This is a genomic window from Rhizobium sp. PEPV16 (genome assembly GCF_008919455.1).
GTDB classification, from domain to species: Bacteria; Pseudomonadota; Alphaproteobacteria; order Rhizobiales; family Rhizobiaceae; genus Rhizobium; species Rhizobium leguminosarum_Q.
The window spans coordinates 1-4,385 of sequence record NZ_VSZV01000101.1 but is presented as its reverse complement, the minus strand read 5'-3'; the positions used below and the strand labels follow the sequence as shown (position 1 = coordinate 4,385).

General features: G+C 58.3%; 4 protein-coding genes. 3 read left to right on the top strand and 1 reads right to left on the bottom strand.

All coding sequences use genetic code 11. The features are described 5' to 3' along the window. Positions 1-368 precede the first annotated feature (368 nt). The 3 genes from FY112_RS01320 to FY112_RS01310 all read left to right on the top strand — a co-directional run bounded on the left by FY112_RS01320 (position 369) and on the right by FY112_RS01310 (position 3,003). Positions 369-1,814, top strand: coding sequence for an amidase family protein (locus tag FY112_RS01320; RefSeq protein ID WP_131620464.1), 1,446 nt, complete (start codon positions 369-371; stop codon positions 1,812-1,814). 56 nt (positions 1,815-1,870) lie between these two features. Continuing rightward, positions 1,871-2,359, top strand: coding sequence for a DUF302 domain-containing protein (locus FY112_RS01315; RefSeq protein WP_245372610.1), 489 nt, complete (start codon positions 1,871-1,873; stop codon positions 2,357-2,359). Between the two features lie 71 nt (positions 2,360-2,430). After that, on the top strand, positions 2,431-3,003 hold the full coding sequence (locus FY112_RS01310; protein WP_131620465.1) for a TetR/AcrR family transcriptional regulator: 573 nt from the start codon (positions 2,431-2,433) through the stop codon (positions 3,001-3,003). Positions 3,004-3,316: 313 nt separating this feature from the next. Here the strand turns inward: FY112_RS01310 and FY112_RS01305 are convergent. Beyond that, positions 3,317-4,385 (bottom strand): FAD-dependent oxidoreductase (locus tag FY112_RS01305; RefSeq protein WP_151517448.1); only part of this gene is annotated, 1,069 nt, incomplete at its 5' end.

Sequence of the window (4,385 nt, the reverse complement as noted above, 5' to 3'; positions counted from 1 at the left end):
AAATGCCGACGCAGCCGCGGAATCTTATAAACTCGCCCGAGGGCGTGCGGGTAAGATCGCCTTGCAGGCCCTTTCGGCATTTATCGACATAGATCATCAATCAGATCGCCGCGGCACCCATCCCGGATACCGTCTTGTAGGACGCCTCGTAGGTCTCGCGGAATTGCGCGGGTGACGACGGCGATTTCGGCAAAAGTGTTTCCGCGTCGCGAACTCTAACATTTTATGCGCGTCGAATTCCGTTTCTCATAAAAATGCCTATTGCATTACGATCATAATTTAATATTATGGTCGTAATGTAACCGAGTAGGCGTCTTGCTCAATCCCGGACAAGTCGCCCTATCCCATGAAGTTAAGTGAGGATTCCCATGCACAAGGAAGTTACGTCAGACCAGACCAGAGCTGCCGATGGCTTGGCCGCCCTAGGTGTTGCGCAAGCTGCTCGGGCGATGAACGACGGCGTATTCGCGGCGGAGTCATACGCCAAAGCGCTTCTCGAGCATGCCCGCGAGCTGTCAGATCTCAAGGCTTTCATCACGATCGACGAACAGGCTGTACTGACTGCCTCCCGCGAAGCCGACAAGACCCGATCCGCTGGCGTATCCGGTCCCCTGCTTGGCGTCCCTCTCGGGGTCAAGGACAGCTACCTGACAGCCGGCCTGCGCACGACACTTGGCGTCAGCAATCTGAAGGACTTCGTGCCCACGCAAGATGCTGAGGTGGTTGGCGCAATCAGGGAAGCCGGCGCGATCGTGTTCGGAAAGAATAACCTTGTCGAAATGTCCTTCGGGTTGACGGGCGACAACAATCCGTATGGCCAGGTGAAAAATCCTCGAGCTCCAACTCGAGTCAGTGGTGGATCCTCAAGCGGGTCTGCGGCGGCCGTCGCCGCTGGCATCGTGCCTGCAGCTTTTGGAGGAGACACAATCGGTTCGATCCGGGTGCCGGCATCGTTGTGTGGCGTGGTTGGCTTCAAGCCGACGACAGGGCGTTGGCCACGAGGCGGGGTTGCGCCGATTTCCCATGTTCTCGACACGACCGGGGTGTTCGCCCGCACGGTTGAAGACTGCGAGCTCATCGACCAGGTCGTCACGAAGGATCCTGCACCGATGGCCACCGAATTGGGTGACCTGAAGGGCGTGAAGTTCGCCTATGCGCCCAAGCAGTATCTCGACCTCGTCGATCCCGAGGTCGAGGGACGTTTCAACAACGTCATTCACAGACTGCGCGATGCCGGCGCCGAAATCGTCGAAATTGATTTCGGAGAGGAGTTTTCAGCGCTCGCCGATACGACAACCTGGAGCATCTTCTTCCGTGAGACGATGGGCGCGATTTCCGCGTTTCTCAAAGAGAACGCTATTCCCACCTCCTTCGATGAAATTTACCGAGACCTCAAGCCGGGTCTGAAGGAAGCGTGGCAGCACCATGTTCTGCCAAGTGGCTCCAAATGGCTGTCCGACGATGGCTATAACGCGGTATTGGCCAACGATCGGCCGAAACTTCAGCGCTTATTCAGCGATGCATTTGCGACAAGCGGGGCTGAGGCGCTTCTCCTCCCGACGACACCTTGCACCGCACCCGAGATCGGTAAGGAAAACCAGTTTCTGATCGCAGGGCAGGACGTGACCTTCGCTGCGTTGGCGAAGAACACTGTGCCAGCAAGTGGCGCCGGCCTTCCGGGGATCAGCCTCCCGATGGGCAACGCGAGCAACGGTCTTCCAATCGGCCTTGAGATCGATGCTCCCTTTGGCGAGGACCGTAGGCTGCTGTCGCTCGCCCGTCGGGTGGAGGCGCTTGATATCTCGTCTCTCTGAAGACCAGCAGCACAAGACGAACAGATCACGAACCCCAACGTAGAAGGACCATGAGAGTGGCAAGCAAATCGGTCGACATCCAGAAGATTGAAGTAGAACACGTTACAATCCACTGCAGCAAAGACTTCAATGCCGTCAAGTCGAACCTGGAAAGCATGATTCCCAGGATCGACGACGGGATCTTTACGCTCCTTCGTTATCGGGAAACAGCCCGAGCGCTGCGCGAACTGGAGGCGCTCCCGGCGCTATCGATTTTCGGGTTTCGAGATCACGGTGCCGCGGTTCAGGTAGCCGGTCTTCAGCGTCAGGCGATACAATACGACATTGGCAATCCGCTTACCGCGACAAAAATGACTCGGCACCGCATCTCTGCCGGCCTCTATGCGCCCATCCGAGTGCTCCTTCGCGAGGACAGCGACGGTGTCGCATTCGAGTATGATCGGCCGATCTCCACCTTCGGCCAGTTTGGGGACCCCGACGTCGACGAGGTCGCGAGAAATCTTGATAAGGATCTGCAAGCCGTGCTCGAATCGGCTGCCTCGTAACCTGTCGGAGCCGCTGCTTTAACCGCGAGAACGATGTAATGCAGAGGCCTAACCATTTACGGAAGACATAGATGCGCTTTGAAAAAGGTCACAAGGAAAACACGCGGCGTCGAATCATCGACGTCGCTTCCAAGCGTTTTCGCAGAGAAGGTGCGGCGGCATCGGGCCTGGCAGGAATCATGTCGGAGGCCGGCCTGACAAACGGGGCATTTTATCCGCATTTCGATTCAAAAGAGGCGCTCGTGAGGGAGGCCGTTGTCAGCGCTGTAAATGGTCAGCTCGCAAATTTGGAGCAGGCCCGAACCGCAAACCTTGGAATTGAAGATGTCATTCGCGACTATTTGAACGTTGCCCATCTGCAAGGTAGCGAAGATGGCTGCCCATCGGCGGCACTCTTGCCTGAAATCGGGCGTCAACCGGATTCGACTCGAAAGGCTTATGAGGACGGATTGGCGCGTTATATCGAGACACTCGCGGCGTATCTTCCAGCCTCGCCATCGTCCTCACCATCCGAGCGCGCAATGGCGATCTTCAGCTTAATGGTGGGCACACTTCAGATAGCGCGAGCTGTTTCCGATCCATCCAATGCGACGGAAATCCTCGAAGGTGGCGTCCAAGCTGCACTAACCCTGGCAAAAACATAGCCAGAGCCGGTGCGAGAGACCAGCTGTAAGAGGAAGCGTTTCTCGTGAGAGGAATCGAACCAACGATTCCGTTCACATCTGCGCATTTTCAGCCCAATAGCTTAGAAATTTGCCTTCTTGCTGCTCGAGCTGGTCATGAAAGTGTGCTCCGAACATCTGGAAATGCTGAAGCGGAACGCTGAATAGCGATATACTTGAGAGCCCGACCGAACAAGAGTTGAGAGAAATCAGTGATCGGCACCATGATCGGCGCATGATCTGGTATGTAAGTGATGAGGCGGATCGAACCGCGATATCCGATCCGGACTTGATCTCAGATATGCAAGGCGCTTCCCAACGCTTTCAGCGCCGCCTCCGTGACCGCTTCGCTGCGGGTCGGATGCGCGTGGATGGTGCCGGCGATGTCTTCCAGGCGCGCACCCATCTCGATGGCCAGCGCAAAAGTCGCCGAGAGTTCGGAGACCCCGGCTCCAACCGCCTGCAGGCCGAGCACGAGATTGGTATCGGCGCGGGCCACAACGCGCACGAAACCCTCTTCGGACAGCATCGTCATCGCCCGTCCGTTGGCGCTGAACGGAAACTGGCCGGTGCGAATTTCATAACCTTGCGCTTTCGCCTCCGCCGGCGAGAGGCCGGCGCTGACGATCTCCGGATCGGTAAAGCAGATGGCGGGAATGCATCTTTTGTCCCAGGCGCGCTTCTTTCCGGCGATGATTTCCGCCACCATCTCCCCTTGCGCCATGGCCCGATGGGCAAGCATCGGCTCGCCGGTTACGTCTCCGATCGCATAGATGCCGCGCATCGAGGTGCGGCAACGGTCGTCGATCCTCAGATAAGGACCGGCACGATCGAGATCGAGCTCTTCGAGACCGGATCCTGCGGTTCTTGGGCGGCGGCCGACGGTGACGAGAATGCGGTCCGCCGGCAGGGTCTCTCGCCGGCCATCCGGCGTTTCGACGATCAATGCCTCGCCATTGTCGGCAAGGCCGATCGCCTTCGCACCCGTCAACACCCGGATACCGCCTTCGGTCAGCTTGCGCATGACGGGCCGCACCAGTTCGGCATCATATTGCGGCAGCACCTGCGGCGTCGCCTCGACGACCGTCACATCGGACCCCATCTTGGCAAAGGCGGTCCCGAGCTCCAGCCCGATATAACCGCCACCGACCACAACGAGCTTTTTTGGCAGATCCATCAGCGACAGCGCCTCTGTCGAGGAAATGACGCGGCCGCCGAAAGGCAGGTTCGCAAGCTCCGCCGGATCCGAACCGGTGGCGATCACCACCGTCTCGGCGCGGATGATCTGCTGGCCAATTTCCGTCTCCACCTCCACCGTCTTGCCGTCGCGGAAGTGGGCGCGGCCATGGACGATCTTGACCCGC